Here is a 25,309-nt window from a genome sequence, read left to right as displayed (position 1 = left end):
CTTAGAACTGAAGGCCAGCTTCACGGGCAGCATCTGCCAGTGCCTGGACACGACCATGATATTGGAACCCGGAACGGTCAAAGGACACATCTTTGATGCCTTTTTCCAGAGCGCGTTCAGCGACAGCTTTACCCACAGCTGCAGCCGCGTCTTTGTTACCGGTGTACTTCAGTTGTTCAGCGATAGCTTTTTCTACAGTAGAAGCAGCTACCAGAACTTCAGAACCGTTCGGTGCAATTACCTGTGCGTAAATATGACGCGGGGTACGATGTACCACCAGGCGAGTTGCGCCCAGCTCTTTGAGCTTGCGGCGTGCGCGGGTCGCACGACGGATACGAGCAGATTTCTTATCCATAGTGTTACCTTACTTCTTCTTAGCCTCTTTGGTACGCACGACTTCGTCGGCGTAACGAACACCCTTGCCTTTGTAAGGCTCAGGACGACGGTAGGCGCGCAGATCTGCTGCAACCTGGCCGATCACCTGCTTATCAGCGCCTTTCAGCACGATTTCAGTTTGAGTCGGACATTCAGCAGTGATACCTGCCGGCAGCTGATGGTCAACCGGGTGAGAGAAACCTAAAGACAGGTTTACTACATTCCCTTTAACCGCTGCACGATAACCTACACCAACCAGCTGCAGCTTCTTAGTGAAGCCTTCGGTAACACCGATAACCATTGAGTTCAGCAGGGCACGCGCGGTACCAGCCTGTGCCCAACCGTCTGCGTAACCATCACGCGGACCGAAGGTCAGTGCATTATCTGCATGTTTAACTTCAACAGCATCGTTGAGAGTACGAGTCAGCTCGCCGTTTTTACCTTTGATCGTAATAACCTGACCGTTGATTTTGACATCAACGCCGGCAGGAACAACGACCGGTGCTTTAGCAACACGAGACATTTTTTCCTCCGATTAGGCTACGTAGCAGATAATTTCGCCACCAAGACCAGCCTGGCGCGCTGCACGATCAGTCATAACACCTTTAGAGGTAGAAACAACTGCGATACCCAGACCGGCCATAACTTTCGGCAGCTCATCTTTACGTTTGTAGATGCGCAGACCTGGGCGGCTGACACGCTGAATGCTTTCTACAACAGCTTTACCCTGGAAATACTTAAGAGTCAGTTCCAGTTCCGGCTTGGTGTCGCCTTCAACTTTAAAATCTTCAATAAAACCTTCTTCCTTCAGCACGTTGGCAATTGCCACTTTCAGCTTGGAGGAAGGCATGGTGACCGCAGCTTTGTTCGCGGCCTGACCGTTACGGATACGGGTCAGCATATCCGCGATCGGATCTTGCATGCTCATCTGTCTTTACTCCCGTGATTCAATTGGTGACAATTACCAGCTAGCCTTTTTCAGACCCGGAATTTCACCGCGCATAGCGGCTTCACGGACCTTAATACGGCTCAACCCGAACTTCCGCAGGAAAGCGTGCGGACGACCAGTTTGACGGCAGCGGTTACGCTGACGTGACGGGCTGGAATCACGCGGCAGAGTCTGCAGCTTAAGAACCGCATTCCAACGATCTTCGTCGGTTGCGTTCACATCAGAGATGATCGCTTTCAGTTCAGCGCGTTTCGCGAAGTATTTATCAGCTAAAGCTACGCGTTTTACTTCGCGTGCTTTCATTGATTGCTTAGCCATTTAGTAACCCTACCTTACTTGCGGAACGGGAAGTCAAAGGCAGCCAGCAGAGCACGGCCTTCTTCGTCAGATTTCGCAGTAGTGGTAATGGTAATATCCAAACCACGAACGCGGTCGACTTTATCGTAGTCGATTTCTGGGAAGATGATCTGCTCACGGACACCCATGCTGTAGTTACCACGACCGTCGAATGACTTAGCGGACAAGCCACGGAAGTCACGGATACGAGGAACAGCAATAGTGATCAGGCGCTCAAAGAACTCCCACATGCGTTCGCCACGCAGAGTTACTTTACAGCCGATCGGATAGCCCTGACGGATTTTGAAGCCTGCAACAGATTTGCGTGCTTTGGTGATCAACGGTTTTTGACCGGAGATTGCTGTCAGGTCTGCTGCTGCGTTATCCAGCAGTTTCTTGTCAGCGATCGCTTCACCAACACCCATGTTCAGGGTGATCTTCTCGACCCGAGGGACTTGCATGACAGAATTGTAGTTAAACTCAGTCATGAGTTTGTTAACTACTTCGTCTTTGTAGTAATCATGCAGTTTCGCCATCGTACTACTCCAAATTACTTGATAGTTTCGCTGTTAGACTTGAAGAAACGGACTTTTTTGCCGTCTTCGAATCTAAAGCCTACACGGTCAGCCTTGCCGGTTGCCGCATTGAAGATTGCAACGTTAGAAACCTGAATTGCAGCTTCTTTTTCAACGATGCCGCCCGGTTGGTTCAGAGCCGGAACCGGCTTCTGGTGTTTCTTAACCAGGTTGATACCTTCAACAATGACCTTGCCGGAAGACAGGACATTCTTAACTTTACCGCGTTTACCTTTATCTTTACCGGTTAACACGATAACTTCGTCATCACGACGGATTTTCGCTGCCATGATTCGCTCCTTAGAGTACTTCTGGTGCCAGAGAGATAATTTTCATGAACTTCTCGTTACGAAGTTCACGAGTTACCGGCCCAAAAATACGCGTACCGATAGGCTGCTCGCTGTTATTGTTTAAAATAACGCATGCATTACCATCGAAGCGAATGACAGAACCGTCCGGGCGACGAACACCCTTCTTGGTGCGCACCACTACCGCCTTCAGCACATCACCTTTTTTGACCTTACCACGCGGAATCGCTTCTTTGATGGTGATCTTAATGATGTCGCCTACGCCTGCGTAGCGACGGTGCGAGCCACCCAGAACCTTGATACACATTACGCGACGTGCACCGGAGTTGTCGGCGACGTTCAGCATAGTCTGTTCTTGGATCATTTTAGTGCTCCGCTAATGTCAACTACTACTGAGACCCGAAAATCAGGTCGTTAAAAAAACCCCATATCGAGGGCGCGGCATTATAACACCGCAAATCAGATATGGGTAGAAAAAATAAACGGCCCATCGCTGAGCCGTTTATTCGTTGAGAATGCGTACTGTATTACAGAACCGCTTTCTCTACAACGCGAACCAGAGTCCAGGATTTGGTCTTGGACAGCGGACGGCATTCGCGGATTTCAACCACGTCGCCGATACCGCATTCGTTGTTCTCGTCATGTACGTGCATTTTGGTCGTACGCTTGATGAATTTACCGTAGATCGGGTGTTTCACAAAACGTTCGATAGCAACAACAATGGATTTCTCCATTTTGTCGCTAACCACGCGACCTTGCAGAGTACGGATTTTATCGGTCATTACGCACCCGCCTTCTCAGTCAGTAAAGTCTTAACGCGTGCGACATCACGACGCACTTGCTTCAACAGGTGAGACTGTTGCAGCTGGCCACTTGCAGCCTGCATACGCAGGTTGAACTGCTCACGCAGCAGGTTCAGTAGCTCGGTGTTCAGCTCTTCAACGCTCTTCTCACGCAGCTCTTTTGCTTTCATTACATCACCGTCTTAGTTACAAAGGTGGTTTTAATCGGCAGTTTCGCTGCTGCCAGCTTGAATGCTTCACGGGCCAGCTCTTCCGGTACGCCGTCCATTTCATACAGGACTTTACCCGGCTGAATCAAGGCAACCCAATACTCCACGTTACCTTTACCTTTACCCATACGCACTGCCAGCGGCTTTTCAGTGATCGGTTTGTCCGGGAATACACGGATCCAGATCTTACCTTGACGCTTAACTGCACGGGTCATAGCACGACGTGCTGCTTCGATCTGACGGGCAGTCAGACGACCACGGCCAACAGCTTTCAGGCCGAAGCTGCCGAAGCTAACATCCGCGCCTGCAGCCAGACCACGGTTGCGGCCTTTGTGCATTTTACGGAATTTTGTACGCTTTGGTTGTAACATCAGCGACGCTCCTTATTTACGGCCTTTACGCTGCTGCTTTTTCGGTTGAGCAGCCGGTTTTTCCGGTTGTTCAACAGCAGCCATACCACCCAGGATCTCGCCTTTGAAGATCCACACTTTAACGCCGATTACACCATAAGTGGTGTGCGCTTCAGAGGTGTTGTAGTCGATATCAGCACGCAGAGTGTGCAGCGGTACGCGACCTTCGCGGTACCATTCGGTACGTGCGATTTCCGCGCCGCCCAGACGGCCGCTAACTTCAACTTTGATACCTTTAGCGCCCAGACGCATGGCGTTCTGTACAGCACGCTTCATCGCACGACGGAACATAACGCGACGTTCCAGCTGAGAAGTGATGCTGTCAGCAACCAGTTTAGCGTCCAGTTCAGGTTTACGAACTTCGGCGATGTTGATCTGTGCAGGAACGCCAGCGATATCCGCTACGACCTTACGCAGTTTTTCTACGTCTTCACCTTTTTTACCGATAACGATACCCGGGCGAGCGGTGTGAATAGTCACACGGATGCTCTTAGCCGGACGCTCGATAACGATACGAGATACAGACGCTTTAGCCAGTTCCTTCGTCAGGTACTGACGTACTTTAAAATCGCTGTCCAGGTTGTCAGCGAATTCTTTGGTGTTCGCAAACCAGGTAGAGTTCCATGGTTTTACAATACCCAGGCGAATACCATTAGGATGTACTTTCTGACCCATTGCTAGTCTCCAGAGTCTCAGCGATCGGACACAACCACAGTGATGTGGCTGGTGCGCTTCAGGATGCGATCTGCACGACCTTTTGCACGCGGCATAATGCGCTTCATGCTCGGGCCTTCGTCTACGAAAATTTTCGTAACTTTCAGATCGTCAATGTCAGCGCCATCGTTGTGTTCAGCGTTAGCAATGGCAGATTCCAGAACTTTCTTGACCAGTACAGCCGCTTTCTTGTTGGTGTAGGTCAGAATATCCAGAGCCTGCGACACTTTCTTACCGCGAATCAGGTCAGCAACAAGGCGAACCTTCTGAGCAGAAGAACGAGCATGGCGATGTTTAGCGATAGTTTCCATCTCTTCCTCCTACCTTATTTCTTCTTCGCTTTTTTATCAGCAGCGTGGCCGCGATAAGTACGAGTCGGTGCGAATTCACCCAGTTTGTGACCGACCATTTCGTCGGAAACAAATACCGGAACGTGCTGACGACCATTATGGACAGCGATGGTCAAACCGATCATGTTAGGAAAGATCGTTGAACGACGGGACCAAGTGCGCAGGGGCTTCTTGTCTCCGCTTTCCACCGCTTTCTCTACCTTCTTCAGCAAGTGCAGGTCAATAAAAGGACCTTTCTTGAGAGAACGTGGCATGGCTTATCCTCTAAAATTATTTGCTACGGCGACGTACGATGAATTTATCAGTACGCTTGTTGCTGCGGGTCTTCTTACCTTTGGTCTGAACGCCCCACGGAGTTACCGGGTGCTTACCAAAGTTACGACCTTCACCACCACCATGTGGGTGGTCTACTGGGTTCATCGCAGTACCGCGAACGGTAGGACGAACGCCACGCCAGCGTGCAGCACCTGCTTTACCCAGAACGCGCAGCATATGCTCAGCATTGCCAACTTCGCCCAGGGTTGCACGGCAGTCTGCTTCGACTTTACGCATTTCACCAGAACGCAGACGCAGGGTGACATAAGCGCCATCGCGAGCAACGATCTGAACGTAAGTACCAGCGGAACGCGCCAGCTGACCGCCTTTACCTGGTTTCATTTCTACGTTATGAACGGTAGAACCAACCGGGATATTGCGCATCGGCAGGGTGTTGCCTGCTTTGATTGCAGCATCAACGCCAGACTGAATCTGGTCGCCAGCTTTCAGGCCTTTCGGGGCCAGGATGTAACGGCGTTCGCCGTCTTTGTACAGAACCAGCGCGATGTTCGCGGAACGGTTCGGGTCGTACTCAAGACGTTCAACAACTGCCGGGATACCGTCTTTGTTGCGTTTGAAGTCAACAATACGATAAGCCTGTTTGTGACCACCACCGATATGACGAGTGGTGATACGGCCATTGTTGTTACGACCACCGGATTTGCTGTTTTTTTCAACCAGCGGAGCAAAAGGTTTGCCCTTGTGCAGCTCTGGGTTGACCACTTTAACGACGTGGCGACGACCCGGAGATGTCGGTTTACATTTAACAACTGCCATTGTATTACTCCTCCGACTTACTCAGCGCCGCCGACGAAGTCCAGATTCTGGCCTTCTTTCAGGGTGACGTAAGCTTTTTTCCAGTCGCTACGACGACCGATACGCTGTCCGTGACGTTTAACTTTCCCTTTAACAACCAGGGTGTTAACGACTTCGACTTCGACTTCAAACAGTTTCTGCACAGCAGCTTTGATTTCTGCTTTGGTCGCGTCTTTAGCAACTTTGAGAACGATGGTGTTAGTTTTTTCCATCGCAGTAGACGCTTTTTCAGAAACGTGCGGTGCGCGCAGCACCTTCAGCAGACGTTCTTCACGAATCATGCCAGCATCTCCTCAACTTGCTTAACAGCATCAGCAGTCATTACGACTTTGTCGAAGGCGATCAGGCTAACCGGGTCGATACCAGTCGCATCGCGTACGTCAACCTTGTGCAGGTTACGTGCGGCCAGGAACAGGTTCTCGTCCAGCTCACCGGTGATGATCAGCACATCTTCCAGAGCCATGTCTTTCAGTTTCTGTGCCAGCAGCTTAGTTTTCGGCGCTTCTACAGAGAACTTCTCGACAACGATCAGACGATCCTGACGTACCAGTTCGGACAGGATGCTTTTCAGCGCGCCGCGGTACATCTTCTTGTTAACTTTTTGACTGTGGTCCTGCGGACGAGCAGCGAAGGTCACGCCACCGGAACGCCAGATCGGGCTCTTGATAGAACCTGAACGCGCACGGCCAGTGCCTTTCTGGCGCCACGGTTTTTTACCGGAACCAGTTACTTCAGCACGAGTCTTCTGAGCACGAGTACCCTGACGAGCACCAGCTGCATAAGCAACAACAACCTGGTGAACCAGCGCTTCGTTGAAATCACGACCGAAGGTAGTTTCGGAAACAGTCAGCGCGCTCTGCGCGTCTTTCAATACTAATTCCATTGCTATCCCCTTACGCCTTCACAGCTGGTTTAACGATCAGGTCGCAACCGGTTGCACCCGGAACACCACCCTTAACCAGCAGCAGGTTGCGCTCAGCGTCAACGCGTACTACGTCAAGGCTCTGAACGGTTACGCGCTCATTACCCATCTGACCTGCCATTTTCTTGCCTTTGAACACTTTGCCCGGAGTCTGGTTCTGACCGATAGAACCCGGAACGCGGTGAGACAAGGAGTTACCGTGAGTAGCGTCCTGGGTACGGAAGTTCCAGCGCTTAACGGTACCAGCGAAACCTTTACCTTTAGAGGTACCGGTTACGTCAACTTTTTTAACGTCAGCAAACAGTTCAACGCTGATGCTCTGACCTACGGTGTATTCTTCGCCTTCAGCCAGGCGGAATTCCCACAGACCACGGCCAGCTTCTACGCCAGCTTTAGCAAAGTGACCCGCTTCCGGCTTGGTGACACGGTTAGCTTTTTTAGCACCCGTAGTAACCTGAACAGCGCGGTAGCCATCGTTAGCCAGGTCTTTAACCTGAGTAACACGGTTTGCTTCAACTTCGATTACGGTTACTGGGATAGAGACGCCATCTTCAGTGAAGATGCGGGTCATACCCACTTTTTTACCGACTAAACCAATCATTGTATCAACCTCTCAATCGCTCGATGACCTGATTAACCCAGGCTGATCTGCACGTCTACACCGGCAGCCAGGTCCAGACGCATCAGAGCATCAACGGTTTTCTCGGTTGGCTCAACGATGTCAACCAGACGCTTGTGAGTGCGAATTTCGTACTGATCGCGCGCATCTTTGTTAACGTGCGGAGAGATCAGAACGGTAAAGCGCTCTTTGCGGGTCGGCAGCGGGATCGGACCGCGAACCTGCGCACCAGTGCGCTTGGCAGTCTCGACGATTTCCGCGGTTGATTGATCGATCAGACGATGATCAAACGCTTTCAGGCGGATACGGATTCTTTGGTTCTGCATGAGACCAGAGCTCCAATTATTTTATAAACGAAAATGATTACTCCTCACACCCATTACGATTGATGGGAGAGTGTAACCGTTCTTACGTAGCTCCCCGATTGGGAGCATTGTTAAATAGCCAAATCGGCTATTCGAGGTTCAAATCGAACCTGCCGTCAATTACGACAAGCCCGCGCATTATACGTAAATCTCAGCCTGACGCAAGTGTCGGATAGAAATTAAGCGCTTTATTCTTATGCGAGCATGATTCCAGATGGTACGCATGGGATGGCAACGCGCATCTTTTCTTTGGAAGGCATCAGGCAAATCTGGCGATACGTCGTTGTCGCTGTCGCATAAATCTATAAAGGTGAGCACAAGCCTTGACGAGGATTTGCTTATGTTTGTTGCCCTCCCCTTTCTCATTTTTTATGCGTCGTTCTCTTTATTACTTGGCATATACGACGCGCGTACCGGTCTGTTGCCTGACCGGTTTACCTGTCCATTACTGTGGGGTGGTCTGCTTTATCACCAGATTTGCCTGCCGGAGCGTTTACCGGATGCGCTTTGGGGTGCTATCGCCGGCTATGGCGGATTCGCGTTAATTTACTGGGGCTATCGCCTGCGTTATCAGAAAGAGGGGCTTGGATATGGCGACGTCAAGTACCTTGCAGCCTTAGGAGCGTGGCATTGTTGGGAAACACTGCCGTTACTGGTTTTCCTTGCCGCCATGTTGGCCTGTGGCGGGTTTGGCGTCGCGCTACTGGTGAGAGGTAAATCGGCATTAATAAACCCGCTACCTTTTGGGCCATGGCTGGCGGTGGCGGGTTTCATAACAGGTTGGAAAGTTTTCTTTCCAGACGGTTAATCGGTAACCTTAATTTGTGATTGCAGATAATTTTGCATACCAAGTTTGGCAATCAAATCCAGCTCAGTTTCCAGCCAGTCGATGTGGCCTTCCTCGTCGGCAAGAATTTCAATCATCATATCCCGGCTGACATAATCATGAACGCTATCGGCATAGGCTATTGCCTCACGTAGATCTTTTGCGCCTTCCAGTTCGAGCCGGAGATCCGATCGTAGCATCTCTTCGACATCTTCACCGATGCCCAGCTTGCCCAGATCCTGTAGGTTCGGTATGCCTTCCAGAAATAAAATACGCTCAATATACTTATCGGCGTGTTTCATCTCATCAATGGATTCATGGTACTCAACATCATTAAGCCGGGTCAGCCCCCAGTTTTTGAACATACGGGCATGAAGAAAATACTGATTAATTGCGACAAGCTCATTTCCCAATAGTTTATTGAGATAATTTATGATTTTAACATCACCTTTCATTTTATAGTCCCTCCGCTTCCACTCTCTAGAGCGTAGATGGGGCTACAGGGATGTCAAAAAAAAGAGTGTGACTCAGGCGATCTCTTTAAATTCCGGCATTTGCGTTAACTCATCCTGCATCACTTCTCGCGCGGCGCGAATACACTTACCACATTGATTTCCCACAGGAATAAATTTGCGCAACTGTTGAAATGACTGTGGATGAAATTGTCGTACAGCCTGGCGGATTTTTTTATCGCTTATACCATTACACAAACAAACGTACATGATCGCTCCCGTTCAATTTCTGCACAAATTGTAAATGAGAATGGTTATGATTACAATAGCACAAAGCGATTTACGCCACGGGAGAAGCGTTAAAAAAGGCAAATAAATATAACAGCGGCTAAATAGCAGGCAACAAAAAGGGCGCCGAAGCGCCCTCTTCAATTCAAAACTAATTAACGAGTAATTAGCCCAGAACTTTAGCAACAACGCCCGCGCCAACGGTACGGCCGCCTTCACGGATTGCGAAACGCAGACCGTCGTCCATCGCGATCGGGTGGATCAGGGTAACAACCATTTTGATGTTGTCGCCCGGCATTACCATCTCTACGCCTTCCGGCAGTTCGATGGTACCAGTCACGTCAGTAGTACGGAAGTAGAACTGCGGACGGTAGCCTTTGAAGAACGGAGTATGACGGCCGCCTTCATCTTTGGACAGAATGTACACTTCAGATTCGAACTTGGTGTGCGGCTTGATGGTGCCCGGCTTAGCCAGTACCTGACCACGTTCGATTTCTTCACGTTTGATACCACGCAGCAGAACACCTACGTTCTCACCGGCACGGCCTTCGTCCAGCAGTTTGCGGAACATTTCAACGCCAGTACAGGTAGACTTCTGAGTCTCTTTGATACCAACGATTTCAACTTCTTCGCCCACTTTGATGATACCGCGTTCTACACGACCGGTAACAACGGTACCACGACCGGAGATGGAGAATACGTCTTCGATCGGCAGCAGGAACGGCTTGTCAATCGCACGCTCTGGTTCCGGGATGTAAGAATCCAGGAAGCCAGCCAGTTCGATGATTTTCGCTTCCCACTCTGCGTCGCCTTCCAGCGCTTTCAGAGCAGAACCACGAACGATCGGCGTGTCGTCGCCCGGGAAGTCGTACTGAGACAGAAGTTCACGAACTTCCATTTCAACCAGTTCCAGCAGCTCTTCGTCATCAACCATGTCGCATTTGTTCAGGAACACGATGATGTACGGAACGCCTACCTGACGACCCAGCAGGATGTGCTCACGGGTCTGCGGCATCGGGCCGTCAGTCGCAGCAACAACCAGGATCGCGCCGTCCATCTGCGCAGCACCGGTGATCATGTTTTTAACATAGTCGGCGTGCCCCGGGCAGTCTACGTGTGCGTAGTGGCGGGTCGGGGTATCGTATTCAACGTGAGAAGTGTTGATGGTGATACCACGCGCTTTTTCTTCCGGAGCGTTATCGATCTGGTCGAATGCACGAGCAGCACCGCCGTAGGTTTTAGCCAGTACGGTGGTGATTGCAGCGGTCAGGGTAGTTTTACCGTGGTCAACGTGGCCGATGGTGCCGACGTTAACGTGCGGTTTTGTACGTTCAAATTTTTCTTTAGACACGGCTATATTCCTTACTATAGCGCTCTCCCCTTCAGGAGAGAGCACGGGATTTTGGTTTTTAACCCTGCGGCTTATTTACCACGGGCTTCGATTACGGCCTGAGCAACGTTGTTCGGCGCATCATCATACTTCAGGAATTCCATAGTGTACGATGCGCGACCTTTGGTCAGAGAACGCAGCTGAGTTGCATATCCGAACATTTCAGACAGCGGTACTTCAGCGTGGATCTTAACGCCTGTAACTTCAGATTCCTGACCTTTGAGCATACCACGACGGCGGCTAAGGTCGCCGATAACGTCACCGGTATTCTCTTCAGGTGTTTCTACTTCAACCTTCATGATCGGCTCAAGCAGAACTGGTTTTGCTTTCTTAAAGCCTTCTTTAAAGGCGATAGACGCAGCCAGTTTAAACGCCAGCTCAGAGGAGTCAACGTCATGGTAAGAACCGAAGTGCAGACGCACGCCGAGATCAACTACCGGATAACCCGCCAGCGGGCCAGACTTCAGCTGCTCCTGGATGCCTTTATCAACGGCCGGGATGTATTCGCCAGGAATTACACCACCTTTGATGTCGTTGATGAACTCGTAACCTTTCGGGTTAGAGCCCGGCTCCAGCGGGTACATGTCGATAACAACATGACCATACTGACCGCGACCACCAGACTGTTTCGCGTGTTTACCTTCGATGTCGGTAACTTTCGCGCGAATCGCTTCGCGGTAAGCAACCTGAGGTTTACCCACGTTAGCTTCAACGTTGAATTCACGCTTCATACGGTCAACGATGATATCCAGGTGAAGTTCACCCATACCAGCGATGATGGTCTGGTTAGATTCTTCATCAGTCCATACGCGGAATGACGGGTCTTCTTTCGCCAGACGGCCCAGAGCCAGACCCATTTTTTCCTGGTCAGCTTTGGTTTTCGGTTCTACCGCGATGGAGATTACCGGCTCAGGGAATTCCATACGTTCCAGAATGATCGGGTTTTCCGGATCACACAGGGTGTCACCGGTAGTCACGTCTTTCAGGCCGATAGCAGCCGCGATGTCGCCCGCGCGAACTTCTTTGATCTCTTCACGTTTGTTGGCGTGCATCTGAACGATACGACCGAAACGCTCACGTGCGGTTTTCACGGAGTTCAGTACGGTATCACCAGAGTTAACCACACCGGAGTACACACGGAAGAAGGTCAGGTTACCCACAAACGGGTCGGTAGCGATTTTGAACGCCAGCGCAGAGAACGGCTCGTCGTCGCTTGCGTGACGCTCAGCCGGAGTATCTTTACCGTCGTCCAGAATACCGTTGATCGCAGGTACGTCTACCGGGGATGGCAGGTAATCAATTACCGCATCCAGCATCGCCTGAACACCTTTGTTCTTGAATGCAGAACCACAGGTTACCAGGATGATTTCGTTGTTCAGAACGCGCTGACGCAGAGCTTGTTTGATCTCTTCTTCAGTCAGTTCTTCACCACCCAGGTATTTTTCCATCAGCTCTTCAGAAGCTTCTGCGGCGGACTCGATCAGGTTCTGGTGCCATTCGTTAGCCAGGTCCTGCATGTCAGCCGGGATATCTTCGTATTCGAAGGTAACGCCCTGGTCGGCATCGTTCCAGTTGATGGCTTTCATTTTCACCAGGTCAACAACGCCGGTGAAACCTTCTTCAGCACCAATTGCCAGCTGCAGCGGAACCGGGTTCGCGCCCAGACGGGTTTTGATCTGACCAACAACTTTCAGGAAGTTCGCGCCCATGCGGTCCATTTTGTTAACGAACGCAATGCGCGGAACTTTGTATTTGTTTGCCTGACGCCATACGGTTTCAGACTGCGGCTGAACACCACCAACTGCGCAGTAAACCATTACCGCACCATCGAGAACACGCATGGAACGTTCTACTTCGATAGTGAAGTCAACGTGCCCCGGGGTGTCGATGATGTTGATGCGATGCGGTTCATACTGCTTAGCCATACCAGACCAGAATGCAGTAGTCGCTGCGGAGGTGATAGTAATACCACGCTCCTGCTCCTGCTCCATCCAGTCCATGGTAGCTGCGCCGTCATGAACTTCACCGATTTTGTGGTTTACACCGGTGTAGAACAGAATACGTTCGGTAGTAGTGGTTTTACCGGCGTCGATGTGCGCACTGATACCGATATTACGGTAGCGTGCGATGGGTGTTGTACGAGCCATTTGATTCCTCGTTGATATCTTTAGGCGTTCAGTTAAGTTATCCAAAACGGGCGACTTACCTGAAGCGCCCGCCTGGTGACTATGACTCCGAAGGGATTACCAACGGTAGTGTGCGAACGCCTTGTTGGCTTCTGCCATACGGTGAACGTCTTCACGTTTCTTAACTGCAGTACCTTTGTTGTCTGCAGCATCAGAAAGTTCGTTCGCCAGGCGCAGAGCCATGGATTTATCACCGCGTTTACGAGCAGCTTCTACGATCCAACGCATTGCCAGAGCATTACGACGGACCGGACGGACTTCAACTGGTACCTGATAAGTAGAACCACCTACACGGCGGGATTTAACTTCTACAGTCGGGCGAACGTTTTCGAGAGCGACTTCGAAAGCTTCCAGTTCAGATTTACCAGAACGCTGAGCCAGGGTCTCCAGCGCGCTGTATACGATTGATTCTGCAGTAGATTTTTTACCATCTACCATCAGGATATTGACAAATTTAGCCAGCAGTTCTGATCCGAACTTCGGATCCGGCAGAATTTTACGCTGACCAATGACGCGACGACGTGGCATGGAAATACTCCGTTGTTAATTCAGGATTGTCCAAAACTCTACGAGTTTAGTTTGACATTAATTTAAAACGTTTGGCCTTACTTAACGGAGAACCATTAAGCCTTAGGACGCTTCACGCCGTACTTAGAACGAGCTTGCTTACGGTCTTTAACGCCGGAGCAGTCAAGCGCGCCACGAACGGTGTGGTAACGAACACCCGGGAGGTCTTTAACACGACCGCCACGGATCAGGATCACGGAGTGCTCCTGCAGGTTGTGACCTTCACCACCGATGTAGGAAGTCACTTCAAAACCGTTAGTCAGACGAACACGGCAAACTTTACGCAGTGCGGAGTTCGGTTTTTTAGGAGTGGTAGTATATACACGAGTACATACGCCACGTTTTTGCGGGCATGCCTCCAGCGCAGGCACGTTGCTTTTCGCAACTTTGCGAGCACGTGGTTTGCGTACCAGCTGGTTAACTGTTGCCATTAAATAGCTCCTGGTTTTAGCTTTTGCTTCGTAAACACGTAATAAAACGCCCTCACACAATATGAGGACGCCGAATTTTAGGGCGGTGTCGAAAAGGTGTCAAGAAATATACAACGATCCCGCCATCACCAGGCCATCTGGTTGGCATACTTAACCGTGAGTCTGACAAACTCAGTATAGTCAACCCTGACGACACTGTCTGAAATTTGACCCCCCAGGCCGCGGGCGTCAATGTCTTCTTTCAAGGCATAGACCGTTATGGGGGCATCGCGCAGACTTTCAAGGAAGCGGTTACCTTCAATCGCGACGGTAACGCCATCCTGGAGCAACAAAAGCGCATCGCCCTCTTTTAGCAGGCGCAGCAAAGCGGGAAAATCAACGCCCGAAGCGCAATGAGGTAAGGTATGCAGCATAAACGCCTCAGAATCTCAGGATGACATCATAGTTGCCAAGCTCGCGGCGTAACGCCACGGGTTCCAGCGGCGTGGCGTCTACCACAAAATTAACGTTTTCCAGACCACGCTCGCGCAGCGATGCCGCGCAGATCCAGCATTGATCAATATCGTACAAATCAAAGAGCTTGAAAGTAGCAATATAGTCACGCGCCAGCACAGCGTCTGGTTTTTGTCCCGGTAATAACTGAAAGACGCCGTCGCTGATAAAAAAGACGCCCAGCGCTTCCGTTAGCGCTGACGTCGCCAGCAGCGCATCCAGCCCTTCACGACCTGAGGCGCTACCATGTGGCGCGGTGGAAAAGACAAATGCAATACGTTTCATTAAAACTGCACCACCCGATCGCAGGTGAGAGATGCCTCCGCCAGCGCGCCCAGTCCGCTTAGCGTAAAGCCCGGCTGAAGATTGGCGGACGGCAACGCCAGTCTGCCGGCTTCAGTTTCATCAATAATACCGCGACGAAGCGCCGCCGCGACACAGATGTTCAGCGCTACGCCATGCTGCGTATTCAATTTCTGCCAGGCGCGTACCAGATCATATTCATCGCTCGCCGGCGAGGTCAGGAGATTGGCGTTATAGACACCTTCCCGATAGAAAAAGACGCTGGCTAACTCATGCCCCTCATTGAGCAGCGCGTGGGCGAACTGCAATGCGCTGCTGGCCTGCTGGGTGCCATATGCCGGCCCGGTGACCATAATGGCATAACGCATTATTTATCCTGCCCCTGAAAATCGCCGCTTTTGAACTGGCGAATATAGAGGTAAACCGTATGTTTTGAGATATTCAGACGATCGGCTACCTGGTTAATGGCGTCTTTAATATCGAAAATGCCTTTTTCGTACAGGTTAAGGACGATCTGACGATTTTTCGCATTGTTAGAGACATTACGATCGGCATTCACTTCTTCGATCGTGAACTCCAGCGTCTGGGTGACTAAATCTTCGACTGAGGAGGCAAAATTAACCGCTGAGCCGACTTCCGGCGTTTCCGGCGGAATAAAGGTATTCATAATCTGTGAAAATGGCACATCAAGATTCATGTTGATGCACAGTAGACCAATGACGCGCTGCTCGCGGTTGCGAATGGCAATCGTCAACGACTTCATCAAGACACCGCTTTTCGCGCGCGTGAAATAGCATTTCGACACGCTACTGTCCGCCCCTGTCATGTCGTGCAACATGCGCAACGCCAGGTCGGTAATCGGCGAGCCAATTTTACGGCCCGTATGTTCGCCATTGGCAATACGAATGGCTGAACATTTTAGATCCTGCAAAGAGTGCAATACGATTTCACAATGGGAACCTATAAGCATCGCTAACCCGTCCACTACCGCTTCGTAGGATTTCAGAATATCGAAGTCGGTTTGCTCGAAGGGACGCTGATCCAGCAAATCAAGTTCACTGGTTTCGTTGGTTAAAAGCGACCTGGACATGAAAAAAAACACTCCTTTTCAGGAGCCTGTCGTTATGTTTTCAGGGCAGGCTCATTATTTACGCGGATGATTAAATTAATACAGTGAGGGTTCATCTTTCCAGTACTAATTTGTTCGTCTATTTCAGGCTACGTGTGCGTTGGCGGTCATTCAGCCTACGGTCTCGCCCTTAACGACCAGCGCAAGCGCCGTTATCCGCAAATCAAATTATGGTGAGTAATATATCCGGCCTGCATAAAAAAAACCGCCGCTATTACAAGCGGCGGCTCTCAGTTTTTATTTTTTAGCAGCATCTGCGGCTTTAGCGTCAGCCGCATCGGCAGGTTTAGCATCCGCTTTCGGCGCTGGTTTGATATCCAGCAGCTCTACGTCGAATACCAGGGTGGAGTTCGCCGGGATACCCGGAACGCCCGTTTTACCGTAGGCCAGCGCCGGTGGGATAACCAGCTTGATCTTGCCGCCTTTCTTAATATTTTTCAGGCCTTCAGTCCAGCCAGGGATAACGCCGTCCAGACGGAAGGAGAGCGGTTCGCCGCGCGTGTAAGAGTTATCAAACTCTTTACCGTCGATCAGCGTACCTTTGTAGTTCACCACAACGGTATCGCTATCTTTCGGCGCCTCGCCTGTGCCTTCTTTCTCTACTTTGTAAAGCAGACCGGTAGAGGAGGTTTTCACGCCTTTCTCTTTAGCAAAAGCGTCGCGGAACGTTTTACCTTTTGCTTCGTTATCGGCAGCGTCTTTTTCCATCTTCGCCTGAGCAGCGCTCTTCACGCGTGCTTCAAACGTCTGCAGCGTTTGCTCAATTTCCTGATCGGACAGTTTGCTCTTATCGGCAAAGGCATCCTGAACGCCGGCAATCAACTGATCTTTATCCAGTTTGATGCCCAACTTTTCCTGCTCTTTAAGCGAATTTTCCATGTAACGACCCAGCGAGGCGCCCAGCGCATAAGCCGCTTTTTGGTCGTCGTTTTTAAATGCTGCTTTGCTATCAGCGGTAGCTGCCGGTTTCGCCGCATCAGCAGCAAAAGTGATCGGTGCGTGCATAGCAACGGCCATCGTAGTTGCCAGCAGCGTGGCTTTAAACAGTGATTTCATCCATATCTCCAGGGCCGGGGCATCTCGCCCCATGTTAACTTACGTAAGAAGCGTACTATAAATCGTTGCAGAACAAATCAACATACGAACACGCCCTATTATCACTTCTTTTCAGACTCTTTTTGTTTAAATTAGTTTCGTAGGGCGCGTAATGGTTGCTGTGAAAGCCGGTAAAGTTAAGTAGAATCCGCCGACGGAGACAACATAAAGAGGTACATCATGCAGGATATCACGATGGAAGCTCGTCTGGCTGAACTGGAAAGCCGTCTGGCGTTCCAGGAGATTACCATAGAAGAACTAAACCTGACGGTAACCGCACATGAAATGGAGATGGCGAAGCTGCGCGATCATCTGCGTTTGCTCACGGAAAAGTTAAAAGCCAGTCAGCCGTCAAATATCGCCTCTCAGGCAGAAGAAACGCCGCCGCCGCATTATTGAGACGAAAAAAAAGCGGGGTTAACCCGCTTTTTTTGTGCCCGATGATTTATCGAACCAATGATAATACCCTAAGGATTTCGAGTCACAGCAAGGCGGCAAGCTTGAAAATTCCCCGGGAGCATAGATAACTATGTGACCGGGGTTTGAAAGCGTAGCCAACACCGCGGTGGCTTGAAAGACGACGGGGATTAGTGGCAACCGCAGCCGCCTTTACCACCGCCACCGCAGCAGCCTTCGCCGCCGTGCTCGTGACCATGGTCATGACCATGACCGCCACAGCAGCCGTCTTCACCGTGATCGTGGTGGTGATCGTGCGCGCCGTGAACATGACCGTGAGCCAGTTCTTCTTCAGTCGCTTCACGAATCGCAACAACTTCGACGTTAAATTTCAGATTCTGGCCCGCCAGCATGTGGTTACCATCAACCACAACGTGATCGTCTTCCACTTCGGTAATCTCTACCGGTACCGGGCCCTGGTCGGTTTCAGCCAGGAAACGCATCCCTACCTGCAGTTCATCAACGCCCATAAAGACGTCTTTAGGCACACGCTGCACCAGATTTTCGTCATACTGGCCGTAAGCGTCGTTCGCGCCAACAGCGACATCAAATTTGTCGCCAACTTCATGGCCTTCCAGCGCGGTTTCCAGACCAGAGATCAGGGAGCCGTGACCGTGCAGGTAATCCAGCGGCGCACTCACCGGAGACTCATCAACCAACACACCGTCTTCTGTACGTACCTGATAGGCCAGGCTGACCACCAGGTCTTTTGCTACTTTCATGATATCTCCTGAGCATGGGAAGAATAGTGGCGCAGATTGTAGCGGAATTCTGCAGCCGTGTACCCCTTAGCTTAAAAAAACCTGCGGCATATCGCTAGTCCGGATGAAAAATCCCGATCACTTGCTCTTCTTTGCGAACATGCTCGCGAACGTCTTTATCCGCTTCCCGCATTTGATGCCCGCACTTAACGCATTCAACAATATCGACATTATTTTCACGCCACATCGCCATTGTATCCTGCGCCTGACAGGCCGGACATTTCGCGCCTGCAATAAAACGTTTACGGATTGCCATTGTTCACCTCTACTCAAATTCATCCCAGCCATCCAACTGGCGCCGTTCCTGTTGCATTTCGCGCTGAAAAATCTCCTCCAGCTCGCGTCGGGCCTCTCTGGCGCGCGAAATCTGTACCATGTCGCTATGCTCCGGGATCAGCTCCCGCAACATTCGCATATCCAGCCGACGAAAATGCAACTGCGCGCGTTGCGCCTGATGCGGATGCATACCTAACGACACCAGAGTTTTACGTCCCAATTCCAGCGCGCTGGAAAACGTTTCACGGGAAAACTGCGTGACGCCAGCCTGTAATAACTCATGGGCCTCCACACGTCCACGCGCTCGCGCAAGAATATGCAGATGAGGAAAATGCTGCTGACACAGCGCCACCAGCTTCATCGTGTCTTCCGGTTCATTACATGTGATGACTATCGACTCCGCCGCCTCCGCGCCCGCAGAACGCAGCAGCTCGACTTGTGTAGCGTCGCCGTAATACACTTTATAACCATATTTGCGCATCAGATTAACGGCGCCGATATCGCGTTCCAGCACGGTGATACGCATCTTATTCGCCATCAATAAGCGAGCGATCACCTGACCAAAACGGCCAAAGCCGACGACAATCACCTGGGGCTTATCATCCTCAACCCACGGCTTTTCATCATTCTCTTCCGGGCCATTAAGGCGGCGCGATAACCACTTATCAATCCCTTTCATCAGTAGCGGCGTGGTCATCATTGATAACGTGACAGTCACCAATAATAACGCCATCTGATCGCCCTGAAACAGGCGCTGAGAAGAGGCGGTAGAAAAGAGCACAAAAGCGAACTCGCCCCCCTGACTCAGCACGCTGGCAAACTGCATCCGTTCAGAACTTCTTATTCCATATAGCCGCGCCAGCAGATACAGCGTCAGCATTTTTATGGCGACCAGAATAACAACGCTCGCCGCCACCCACAGTAAATGGGTATAAAGTACGCCGAGATTTAGCGACATACCGACGGAGATAAAGAACAGCCCAAGCAGTAAACCTTTAAAGGGATCGATAGCGTTTTCCAGCTCATGCCGGTATTCGCTCTCTGCCAGTAAAACGCCGGCAATGAAGGTTCCCAGGGCCATCGACAGTCCCAGCGCGTCCATAAATAAGGCGGCGCTCAACACCAGCAACAACGTCGCGGCAGTGAAGACCTCCCGCACGCCGGACGCAGCAATAAAACGAAATACCGGGCGCAACAGGTAACGACCGCCAATCAGCATTACCGCGAAGGCCAATACCTTCATTGCCACTTTAAACCAGTCGAAATGCTCGTCGGCCGATCCCGCCAATAAAGGCACCAACGCCAGTGCGGGGATCACCGCTAAATCCTGAAACAGTAAGACGGAAAACCCTAACTGCCCGGACTCGCTACGGTTCATGCCTTTCTCGCGCATCAGTTGTAGCGCCATCGCCGTCGAAGACATCGCCAGGCCAATCCCGCCGACGACCGCCGCCTGCCATAAGAAATCAGCAAGCATCAATAACCCCGCCAGCACCGCCGCGCTTAACAGCACCTGAGCAGCGCCGACGCCGAAGATAGAGCGCCGTAGTTGCCAAAGCCGGGACGGATTGAGTTCGAGACCAATGATAAACATCAGAAACACGACGCCCAGTTCGGAAAAGTGCAGGATCTCGTCAACGTCGCTGATAAATCCCAGCCCCCACGGACCGATGGCGATTCCCGCCAGCAAATACCCTAGCACCGCGCCGATGCCCAGCCTGGCCGCCAGCGGCACCGCCGCCACCGCCGCGAAGAGAAACAACACTCCCGCTGTCAATAAATCAGCACCTTCCATCAATAGCCTCCCGCGCTCACAGGATTCGCCAGCCACTCGCCATAGGCTTTCGCATGACTGGCCAGCGTCTGCGGCGACTGGCGCCGCGCCCAGTACACAATAATGGGCGGCATCCAGTGCATCCGGCACATGGCCGCGGTCAATTCAAAGGGGCGCAGTACATCGCTCATTGGATAGCGGTTTAGCGCGTCATACCGGTAAGCGCTCTCCGGCTCGCCGGTCGTAATCACGCTACGCCAGTACTTTCCCACCAGTTGGTTTCCCCCTGGTCCGCTGGCGAACCCCCGACTCAAAACGCGATCAAGCCATTCTTTCAGTAAAGCCGGACAGCTATAGGTGTAAAGGGGATGCTGAAAAACAATGACGTCGTGCTCACGTAACAGGGCTTGTTCATAGGGCGTGTCGATAAAAAAATCAGGATAGCGCGCATAAAGATCGTGCACGGTTACGTTATTGTGCTGTATGGCCGGTTTAAGCAGTACCCGGTTAGCAACCGAGTCCTGAGATTCCGGATGGGCATACAACAGCAAGACTTTCGCTGGCTGAGACATCAATCCCCCTCCCGGTTGTTTTGGGTCGATACATGCCATTCTTCAGGCCGCTTCTACGTTGACAGTGTTTGTTCAACTCAGGAACGTACTCTATGTCCGCCGCTGGAGATTAATGAGAGATATTCTTGTCCCTCACCAAAGGCGGCCTGAATGATTTTGTGTATCGTTGTTGTTTTGAGCTACCATTGCGCTCCAGCGCGGCGGTACGCCCGAATATTACATTATCATAATGATAAATTAACATAGTCTGAACATACGGCGCCTTATGATTGTTTTCTCCTCGTTACAAATTCGTCGCGGCGTGCGCGTCCTACTGGACAATGCCTCGGCTACCATTAATCCAGGCCAGAAAGTCGGCCTGGTGGGTAAAAACGGCTGCGGTAAATCTACCCTGCTGGCATTGCTAAAAAATGAAATCAGCGCCGATGCCGGGAGTTTTACCCTGCCCGGAACCTGGCAATTAGCGTGGGTGAATCAGGAAACACCTGCGTTGCCTCAGCCAGCGATTGAGTATGTCATTGATGGCGACCGTGAATACCGGCAGCTGGAGGCGCAGCTTAACGACGCCAACGAACGTAACGACGGACATGCTATCGCCTCCATACACGGCAAGCTGGACGCTATCGACGCATGGACAGTTCGCTCGCGCGCCGCCAGCCTGCTACACGGCCTCGGCTTTTCTAACGATCAGTTGGAACGTCCGGTCAGCGACTTTTCCGGCGGCTGGCGGATGCGCCTTAACCTGGCCCAGGCGTTGATTTGCCGTTCCGATTTACTGCTGCTCGACGAACCGACCAACCACCTCGATCTGGATGCCGTTATCTGGCTGGAAAAATGGCTGAAGAGCTATCCGGGCACCCTGATTCTGATTTCCCACGATCGCGATTTTCTTGACCCGATAGTGGATAAAATTATCCATATCGAACAGCAGACTCTGTTCGAGTACACCGGCAACTACAGCGCGTTTGAAGTTCAGCGCGCCACGCGCCTGGCGCAACAGCAGGCGATGTATGAGAGTCAGCAGGAGCGTGTGGCGCATCTGCAAAGCTACATCGACCGTTTCCGCGCCAAAGCGACCAAAGCCAAGCAGGCGCAAAGCCGTATCAAGATGCTGGAGCGTATGGAACTGATTGCGCCGGCTCATGTCGACAACCCGTTCCATTTCAGCTTCCGCGCGCCGGAAAGCCTGCCGAACCCGCTGCTGAAGATGGAAAAAGTCAGCGCAGGTTATGGCGATCGCATCATTCTGGAATCCATCAAGCTGAACCTGGTGCCCGGCTCGCGTATCGGCCTGCTGGGCCGCAACGGCGCGGGGAAATCGACGCTGATCAAGCTGCTGGCGGGCGAACTGGAACCGTTGCACGGTGAAATTGGCCTCGCCAAAGGCATTAAGCTCGGCTACTTCGCCCAGCACCAGTTGGAGTTCCTGCGCGCCGATGAATCCCCGTTACAGCATATGGCGCGTCTGGCGCCGCAGGAACTGGAGCAGAAGCTGCGCGACTATCTCGGCGGCTTCGGCTTCCAGGGCGACAAAGTAACGGAAGAGACGCAACGTTTCTCCGGCGGCGAGAAAGCGCGCCTGGTACTGGCGCTGATCGTCTGGCAGCGTCCAAATCTGCTGCTGCTCGATGAACCGACCAACCACCTGGATCTCGACATGCGTCAGGCGCTCACCGAAGCGCTGATTGATTTTGAAGGCGCATTGGTCGTCGTGTCGCACGACCGCCACCTGATTCGCTCCACCACTGACGACCTCTATCTGGTGCACGACAAAAAGGTCGAACCGTTCGACGGCGACCTGGAAGATTATCAGCAGTGGCTGAGCGACGTGCAGAAGCAGGAAAACCAGGCCGACGACGCGCCGAAGGAAAACAACGCCAACAGCGCCCAGTCACGCAAAGATCAGAAGCGTCGCGAAGCCGAGCTACGCACTCTGACGCAGCCGCTGCGTAAAGAGATTACCCGTCTGGAAAAAGAGATGGAAAAGCTCAACGCCCAACTGGCGCAGGCGGAAGAGAAACTCGGCGACAGCAGCCTGTATGACCCCAGCCGTAAAGCGGAGATGACCGAGTGTCTGCAACTGCAGGCCAGCGCCAAATCCGGGCTGGAAGAGTGTGAAATGGCATGGCTTGAGGCGCAGGAGCAGCTTGAGCAAATGATGCAGAACGACTAACGCGCGGGGCGGACGATGAACCTGTCAATCACCGATGACATTACCTTCCGCAAGCTCACCATCTTCATGATGTTTGTGGAGAAAGGTAACATCGCCCGCACCGCCGAGGCGCTGAACACGCTGGAAGAGAACGTTCGTTGTCCGCTGTTCGTCCATAAAGGCCTCTTCGGTACTCGTCCCGATATAAAGGTTACCGTTGCGGTCGGCAGCACCGGAACAGAAGCCTGCGTTATGTGATTTAGCGGCAAAGGTTGCCGTGATTTATTTTCGTCAGCGCGTCGTTCACGCCAAATAATTTAAACGTCACCTCATCAACGCCAAGATTTTTCAGACGCGCAGTGTGTTTTTTAATATAAGCCTGCGCCGTTTCTTCGGATTCAAACAAGTAAATGCCGCCAGCTTGCTGGTTTTTCTCGCTTTCTGTCCAGATTTTCCAGATGAAGCCCGGCTCCTCATTGATAGACTCCGCCAGCCCGACCAGTTGCTGAGTCATCTCCTCGCCAAAAGGGCCGCTAAAGTTAAAATGGATCTGTAAAAGTGTTTTCGACATGCCTTCTCCTTGAGTCACATAACTATCGTGTTGCCACACTACCACGATTAATTCGGCTGATGCAGAGGTTCACGCGATTTCTGTGGGGTATTGCGCGCGCCTTGCATACCGCCCCCTCTGGTGAAATGAGGCGCAATTTTATTTCGCCAGACGACCAATTGAACGTAAAATCACATATTGACTAATCTGTGAACCTTATGCGCGGTATAGTATTGTTTCCAATTATCAATTGTTCTGGTGCTATGGTTGAGATCACGTCCACAGAAATGACCCCGCCTGTCAATGACTCGCATGAATTTATTCCCATGCGTGGCATTCGTAATCGCCATTTACAAACTATGCTGCCGCGCTTAATCCGCCGCAAAGTGAAGTTCAACGCCCACTGGCAGCGGCTGGAGCTACCGGACGGCGATTTTGTCGATCTGGCATGGAGCGAAGAACCGCAACAGGCAAAGCATAAACCGCGGCTGGTGGTCTTTCACGGTCTGGAAGGCAGCCTGAACAGCCCCTATGCCCACGGGCTGATTGAGGCGGCGCAAAAGCGCGGCTGGCTGGGCGTGGTGATGCACTTTCGCGGCTGTAGCGGCGAACCCAACCGTCTGAATCGTATTTACCACTCCGGTGAAACGGAGGACGGAGCCTGGTTTTTACGCTGGCTACAGCGGGAGCTCGGCGCCGTTCCGACAGCCGCCGTGGGCTATTCGCTCGGCGGTAATATGCTGGCGTGCCTGCTGGCGAAAGAAGGCCGCGATATTCCCATCGAGGCGGCGGTGATTGTTTCTGCGCCCTTTGTTCTCGAAGCCTGTAGCTACCACATGGACAAAGGGTTTTCCCGCGTCTATCAGCGTTATTTGCTTAATCTGTTAAAAGCGAATGCGTCACGCAAGCTGGCGGCGTATCCCGGGTCGCTGCCGGTGAATCTGGCGCAACTGAAATCAATGCGCCGTATTCGTGAGTTTGACGACCTGATCACCGCGAAAATTCACGGCTTTGCCGACGCCATCGACTACTATCGTCAGTGTAGCGCCATGCCGTTGCTTAACCAGATTGCTAAACCGACGCTGATTATTCACGCTAAAGACGATCCGTTTATGGATCATCATGTGATCCCTAAAGCGGAAGATCTGCCCCCGCAGGTGGAGTATCAGCTAACTGAGCATGGCGGACACGTAGGATTTATCGGCGGTACGCCGCTGCGCCCTGAAATGTGGCTGGAACGCCGAATTCCTGACTGGCTGACAACGTACCTGGAGGCGTCATCATGATCATTCCCTGGCAGGGGCTCGCCCCCGACACGCTGGACAACCTGATCGAAAGCTTTGTGTTGCGCGAAGGCACCGATTATGGTGAACATGAACGTTCGCTTGAACAAAAAGTCGCTGACGTAAAACGCCAACTGCAATCCGGCGAGGCCGTGCTGGTATGGTCTGAATTACATGAAACGGTCAATATTATGCCGAAAAAGCAGTTTCGCGAATAAAACGCCTTTGCCGACAATACATTATTACTAAAGCTCAATCAT

Annotated in this window: 40 protein-coding genes; 6 read left to right on the top strand and 34 right to left on the bottom strand. The window is 51.8% G+C overall.

The window, feature by feature from the left end:
* Position 1: 1 nt before the first annotated feature.
* The 18 genes from rplR to rpsJ form a co-directional block, all read right to left on the bottom strand.
* Positions 2 to 355, bottom strand: coding sequence for a 50S ribosomal protein L18 (gene rplR, locus LCS67_RS02000; RefSeq protein WP_000358956.1), 354 nt, complete (start codon positions 353 to 355; stop codon positions 2 to 4).
* A gap of 9 nt (positions 356 to 364) precedes the next feature.
* Positions 365 to 898 carry a 50S ribosomal protein L6 gene (gene rplF, locus LCS67_RS01995; RefSeq protein ID WP_000091939.1) on the bottom strand — a complete coding sequence of 178 codons (534 nt, stop codon included), beginning with the start codon at positions 896 to 898 and terminating at the stop codon, positions 365 to 367.
* A 12-nt stretch (positions 899 to 910) separates the two neighbouring features.
* Positions 911 to 1,303, bottom strand: a complete 393-nt coding sequence (rpsH, locus tag LCS67_RS01990) for a 30S ribosomal protein S8 (protein WP_000062611.1) — start codon at positions 1,301 to 1,303, stop codon at positions 911 to 913.
* Positions 1,304 to 1,336: 33 nt separating this feature from the next.
* On the bottom strand, positions 1,337 to 1,642 hold the full coding sequence (rpsN, locus tag LCS67_RS01985; RefSeq protein WP_001118932.1) for a 30S ribosomal protein S14: 306 nt from the start codon (positions 1,640 to 1,642) through the stop codon (positions 1,337 to 1,339).
* A gap of 14 nt (positions 1,643 to 1,656) precedes the next feature.
* Positions 1,657 to 2,196: a 50S ribosomal protein L5 gene (rplE, locus tag LCS67_RS01980; RefSeq protein ID WP_001096206.1), complete on the bottom strand. Its 540-nt coding sequence runs from the start codon at positions 2,194 to 2,196 to the stop codon at positions 1,657 to 1,659.
* Positions 2,197 to 2,210: 14 nt separating this feature from the next.
* Positions 2,211 to 2,525, bottom strand: a complete 315-nt coding sequence (gene rplX / locus LCS67_RS01975; RefSeq protein ID WP_000729185.1) for a 50S ribosomal protein L24 — start codon at positions 2,523 to 2,525, stop codon at positions 2,211 to 2,213.
* 10 nt (positions 2,526 to 2,535) lie between these two features.
* The gene (rplN, locus tag LCS67_RS01970; RefSeq protein ID WP_000613954.1) at positions 2,536 to 2,907 is read right to left on the bottom strand and encodes a 50S ribosomal protein L14; all 372 of its coding nucleotides are present in this window, start codon (positions 2,905 to 2,907) and stop codon (positions 2,536 to 2,538) included.
* Positions 2,908 to 3,070: 163 nt separating this feature from the next.
* Positions 3,071 to 3,325, bottom strand: coding sequence for a 30S ribosomal protein S17 (gene rpsQ / locus LCS67_RS01965; RefSeq protein ID WP_000130101.1), 255 nt, complete (start codon positions 3,323 to 3,325; stop codon positions 3,071 to 3,073).
* A complete protein-coding gene (rpmC, locus tag LCS67_RS01960) occupies positions 3,325 to 3,516 on the bottom strand; it encodes a 50S ribosomal protein L29 (protein ID WP_000644742.1) in 192 nt (63 codons plus the stop codon). The genes rpsQ and rpmC overlap by 1 nt, the downstream gene beginning before the upstream one ends.
* Positions 3,516 to 3,926: a 50S ribosomal protein L16 gene (gene rplP, locus LCS67_RS01955; protein ID WP_000941208.1), complete on the bottom strand. Its 411-nt coding sequence runs from the start codon at positions 3,924 to 3,926 to the stop codon at positions 3,516 to 3,518. Before rplP ends, rpmC begins: the two co-directional genes overlap by 1 nt.
* Before the next feature lie 12 nt (positions 3,927 to 3,938).
* A complete protein-coding gene (gene rpsC, locus LCS67_RS01950; protein WP_000529945.1) occupies positions 3,939 to 4,640 on the bottom strand; it encodes a 30S ribosomal protein S3 in 702 nt (233 codons plus the stop codon).
* Positions 4,641 to 4,657: 17 nt separating this feature from the next.
* Positions 4,658 to 4,990, bottom strand: a complete 333-nt coding sequence (gene rplV, locus LCS67_RS01945) for a 50S ribosomal protein L22 (RefSeq protein WP_000447529.1) — start codon at positions 4,988 to 4,990, stop codon at positions 4,658 to 4,660.
* 14 nt (positions 4,991 to 5,004) lie between these two features.
* Positions 5,005 to 5,283: a 30S ribosomal protein S19 gene (gene rpsS, locus LCS67_RS01940; RefSeq protein ID WP_001138115.1), complete on the bottom strand. Its 279-nt coding sequence runs from the start codon at positions 5,281 to 5,283 to the stop codon at positions 5,005 to 5,007.
* A gap of 16 nt (positions 5,284 to 5,299) precedes the next feature.
* The gene (rplB, locus tag LCS67_RS01935; RefSeq protein WP_000301869.1) at positions 5,300 to 6,121 is read right to left on the bottom strand and encodes a 50S ribosomal protein L2; all 822 of its coding nucleotides are present in this window, start codon (positions 6,119 to 6,121) and stop codon (positions 5,300 to 5,302) included.
* 17 nt (positions 6,122 to 6,138) lie between these two features.
* Positions 6,139 to 6,441 carry a 50S ribosomal protein L23 gene (gene rplW / locus LCS67_RS01930; RefSeq protein WP_000617546.1) on the bottom strand — a complete coding sequence of 101 codons (303 nt, stop codon included), beginning with the start codon at positions 6,439 to 6,441 and terminating at the stop codon, positions 6,139 to 6,141.
* Positions 6,438 to 7,043 (bottom strand): 50S ribosomal protein L4, encoded by a 606-nt coding sequence (gene rplD, locus LCS67_RS01925; protein ID WP_000424395.1) that lies wholly within the window; start codon positions 7,041 to 7,043, stop codon positions 6,438 to 6,440. Before rplD ends, rplW begins: the two co-directional genes overlap by 4 nt.
* Positions 7,044 to 7,053: 10 nt before the next feature.
* Positions 7,054 to 7,683 (bottom strand): 50S ribosomal protein L3, encoded by a 630-nt coding sequence (gene rplC, locus LCS67_RS01920; RefSeq protein WP_000579838.1) that lies wholly within the window; start codon positions 7,681 to 7,683, stop codon positions 7,054 to 7,056.
* A 32-nt stretch (positions 7,684 to 7,715) separates the two neighbouring features.
* A complete protein-coding gene (rpsJ, locus tag LCS67_RS01915; RefSeq protein WP_001181005.1) occupies positions 7,716 to 8,027 on the bottom strand; it encodes a 30S ribosomal protein S10 in 312 nt (103 codons plus the stop codon).
* Between the two features lie 379 nt (positions 8,028 to 8,406).
* Between rpsJ and hopD the strand changes: the two genes are divergently transcribed.
* Positions 8,407 to 8,874: a prepilin peptidase gene (gene hopD / locus LCS67_RS01910; RefSeq protein WP_000495848.1), complete on the top strand. Its 468-nt coding sequence runs from the start codon at positions 8,407 to 8,409 to the stop codon at positions 8,872 to 8,874.
* Here hopD and bfr read toward each other — a convergent pair.
* The 11 genes from bfr to fkpA form a co-directional block, all read right to left on the bottom strand.
* The gene (bfr, locus tag LCS67_RS01905; RefSeq protein ID WP_000675530.1) at positions 8,871 to 9,347 is read right to left on the bottom strand and encodes a bacterioferritin; all 477 of its coding nucleotides are present in this window, start codon (positions 9,345 to 9,347) and stop codon (positions 8,871 to 8,873) included. The genes hopD and bfr overlap by 4 nt on opposite strands.
* Before the next feature lie 72 nt (positions 9,348 to 9,419).
* Positions 9,420 to 9,614 (bottom strand): bacterioferritin-associated ferredoxin, encoded by a 195-nt coding sequence (gene bfd, locus LCS67_RS01900; protein ID WP_000289082.1) that lies wholly within the window; start codon positions 9,612 to 9,614, stop codon positions 9,420 to 9,422.
* A gap of 184 nt (positions 9,615 to 9,798) precedes the next feature.
* The gene (gene tuf / locus LCS67_RS01895) at positions 9,799 to 10,983 is read right to left on the bottom strand and encodes an elongation factor Tu (protein ID WP_000031748.1); all 1,185 of its coding nucleotides are present in this window, start codon (positions 10,981 to 10,983) and stop codon (positions 9,799 to 9,801) included.
* A 71-nt stretch (positions 10,984 to 11,054) separates the two neighbouring features.
* The gene (gene fusA, locus LCS67_RS01890) at positions 11,055 to 13,169 is read right to left on the bottom strand and encodes an elongation factor G (RefSeq protein WP_000124693.1); all 2,115 of its coding nucleotides are present in this window, start codon (positions 13,167 to 13,169) and stop codon (positions 11,055 to 11,057) included.
* A 96-nt stretch (positions 13,170 to 13,265) separates the two neighbouring features.
* Positions 13,266 to 13,736: a 30S ribosomal protein S7 gene (gene rpsG / locus LCS67_RS01885; protein WP_001138042.1), complete on the bottom strand. Its 471-nt coding sequence runs from the start codon at positions 13,734 to 13,736 to the stop codon at positions 13,266 to 13,268.
* A 95-nt stretch (positions 13,737 to 13,831) separates the two neighbouring features.
* A complete protein-coding gene (rpsL, locus tag LCS67_RS01880) occupies positions 13,832 to 14,206 on the bottom strand; it encodes a 30S ribosomal protein S12 (RefSeq protein WP_000246815.1) in 375 nt (124 codons plus the stop codon).
* Positions 14,207 to 14,331: 125 nt separating this feature from the next.
* Positions 14,332 to 14,619 (bottom strand): sulfurtransferase complex subunit TusB, encoded by a 288-nt coding sequence (tusB, locus tag LCS67_RS01875; protein ID WP_000903398.1) that lies wholly within the window; start codon positions 14,617 to 14,619, stop codon positions 14,332 to 14,334.
* Between the two features lie 7 nt (positions 14,620 to 14,626).
* On the bottom strand, positions 14,627 to 14,983 hold the full coding sequence (tusC, locus tag LCS67_RS01870) for a sulfurtransferase complex subunit TusC (protein ID WP_000820705.1): 357 nt from the start codon (positions 14,981 to 14,983) through the stop codon (positions 14,627 to 14,629).
* On the bottom strand, positions 14,983 to 15,369 hold the full coding sequence (gene tusD, locus LCS67_RS01865) for a sulfurtransferase complex subunit TusD (RefSeq protein ID WP_001268010.1): 387 nt from the start codon (positions 15,367 to 15,369) through the stop codon (positions 14,983 to 14,985). The genes tusC and tusD overlap by 1 nt, the downstream gene beginning before the upstream one ends.
* The gene (locus LCS67_RS01860) at positions 15,369 to 16,091 is read right to left on the bottom strand and encodes a transcriptional regulator (protein WP_000091471.1); all 723 of its coding nucleotides are present in this window, start codon (positions 16,089 to 16,091) and stop codon (positions 15,369 to 15,371) included. Before LCS67_RS01860 ends, tusD begins: the two co-directional genes overlap by 1 nt.
* Positions 16,092 to 16,367: 276 nt before the next feature.
* Positions 16,368 to 17,186 (bottom strand): FKBP-type peptidyl-prolyl cis-trans isomerase, encoded by an 819-nt coding sequence (fkpA, locus tag LCS67_RS01855; RefSeq protein ID WP_000838225.1) that lies wholly within the window; start codon positions 17,184 to 17,186, stop codon positions 16,368 to 16,370.
* A gap of 219 nt (positions 17,187 to 17,405) precedes the next feature.
* Here fkpA and LCS67_RS01850 point away from each other — a divergent pair, with 219 nt between their 5' ends.
* A complete protein-coding gene (locus LCS67_RS01850) occupies positions 17,406 to 17,624 on the top strand; it encodes a protein SlyX (protein WP_001152701.1) in 219 nt (72 codons plus the stop codon).
* A gap of 188 nt (positions 17,625 to 17,812) precedes the next feature.
* Here LCS67_RS01850 and slyD read toward each other — a convergent pair whose 3' ends face one another.
* From slyD to kefG, 4 genes are all read right to left on the bottom strand, one after another.
* The gene (slyD, locus tag LCS67_RS01845) at positions 17,813 to 18,403 is read right to left on the bottom strand and encodes a peptidylprolyl isomerase (protein ID WP_000861341.1); all 591 of its coding nucleotides are present in this window, start codon (positions 18,401 to 18,403) and stop codon (positions 17,813 to 17,815) included.
* Between the two features lie 94 nt (positions 18,404 to 18,497).
* Positions 18,498 to 18,698 (bottom strand): YheV family putative zinc ribbon protein, encoded by a 201-nt coding sequence (locus LCS67_RS01840; RefSeq protein WP_001007735.1) that lies wholly within the window; start codon positions 18,696 to 18,698, stop codon positions 18,498 to 18,500.
* A 9-nt stretch (positions 18,699 to 18,707) separates the two neighbouring features.
* Entirely contained in the window at positions 18,708 to 20,513 is a 1,806-nt protein-coding gene (kefB, locus tag LCS67_RS01835) for a glutathione-regulated potassium-efflux system protein KefB (protein ID WP_000398129.1), read from the bottom strand.
* A complete protein-coding gene (gene kefG / locus LCS67_RS01830; RefSeq protein ID WP_000081820.1) occupies positions 20,513 to 21,064 on the bottom strand; it encodes a glutathione-regulated potassium-efflux system ancillary protein KefG in 552 nt (183 codons plus the stop codon). Before kefG ends, kefB begins: the two co-directional genes overlap by 1 nt.
* A 265-nt stretch (positions 21,065 to 21,329) precedes the next feature.
* Between kefG and LCS67_RS01825 the strand changes: the two genes are divergently transcribed.
* The gene (locus LCS67_RS01825) at positions 21,330 to 23,237 is read left to right on the top strand and encodes an ABC transporter ATP-binding protein (RefSeq protein ID WP_000634765.1); all 1,908 of its coding nucleotides are present in this window, start codon (positions 21,330 to 21,332) and stop codon (positions 23,235 to 23,237) included.
* 15 nt (positions 23,238 to 23,252) lie between these two features.
* Positions 23,253 to 23,474: a helix-turn-helix domain-containing protein gene (locus LCS67_RS01820; RefSeq protein ID WP_001054030.1), complete on the top strand. Its 222-nt coding sequence runs from the start codon at positions 23,253 to 23,255 to the stop codon at positions 23,472 to 23,474.
* A 1-nt stretch (position 23,475) separates the two neighbouring features.
* On the opposite strand, the gene LCS67_RS01815 is transcribed toward LCS67_RS01820, so the two are convergent.
* Positions 23,476 to 23,787 (bottom strand): monooxygenase, encoded by a 312-nt coding sequence (locus LCS67_RS01815; protein ID WP_000047689.1) that lies wholly within the window; start codon positions 23,785 to 23,787, stop codon positions 23,476 to 23,478.
* A gap of 197 nt (positions 23,788 to 23,984) precedes the next feature.
* Here LCS67_RS01815 and LCS67_RS01810 point away from each other — a divergent pair, with 197 nt between their 5' ends.
* Both LCS67_RS01810 and LCS67_RS01805 read left to right on the top strand, forming a co-directional pair.
* Positions 23,985 to 25,052, top strand: coding sequence for a hydrolase (locus tag LCS67_RS01810; RefSeq protein WP_001214117.1), 1,068 nt, complete (start codon positions 23,985 to 23,987; stop codon positions 25,050 to 25,052).
* Positions 25,049 to 25,267 (top strand): YheU family protein, encoded by a 219-nt coding sequence (locus LCS67_RS01805; protein WP_000586568.1) that lies wholly within the window; start codon positions 25,049 to 25,051, stop codon positions 25,265 to 25,267. The genes LCS67_RS01810 and LCS67_RS01805 overlap by 4 nt, the downstream gene beginning before the upstream one ends.
* Positions 25,268 to 25,309: the final 42 nt, after the last annotated feature.

It is taken from the genome of Salmonella sp. A7 (genome assembly GCF_020181675.1).
Classification (GTDB): Bacteria; Pseudomonadota; Gammaproteobacteria; order Enterobacterales; family Enterobacteriaceae; genus Salmonella; species Salmonella enterica.
The sequence above is the reverse complement of the archived record's forward strand: the minus strand, read 5'-3'. Positions and strand labels throughout refer to the sequence as shown.